Raw genomic sequence first — 261 nt, 5'->3', positions numbered from 1 at the left:
ATTAGGCACGCCGCCAGCGTTCATCCTGAGCCAGGATCAAACTCTCCGAAGAAATGTTTGACTTGCTCAATTAAAAAATAAAATTTAACGTTGACGTTTGTCGCTTTGTTCAGTTTTCAAAGTTCAAAATTCCGATTGGTGGAGCCTAGCGGGATCGAACCGCTGACCTCCTGCGTGCAAGGCAGGCGCTCTCCCAGCTGAGCTAAGGCCCCATAAATGGTCGGGAAGACAGGATTCGAACCTGCGACCCCTTGGTCCCAA

The 261-nt window shown here is 49.8% G+C and carries 1 tRNA gene; it reads right to left on the bottom strand.

Annotation, left to right across the window (positions count from 1 at the left end):
• Positions 1-136: 136 nt before the first annotated feature.
• Positions 137-212: transfer RNA gene (locus AC0C45_RS30195), tRNA-Ala, on the bottom strand.
• Positions 213-261 lie beyond the last annotated feature (49 nt).

This window comes from Priestia sp. VA7 (genome assembly GCF_055710015.1).
This window is presented reverse-complemented; position numbering and strand designations above follow the sequence as displayed.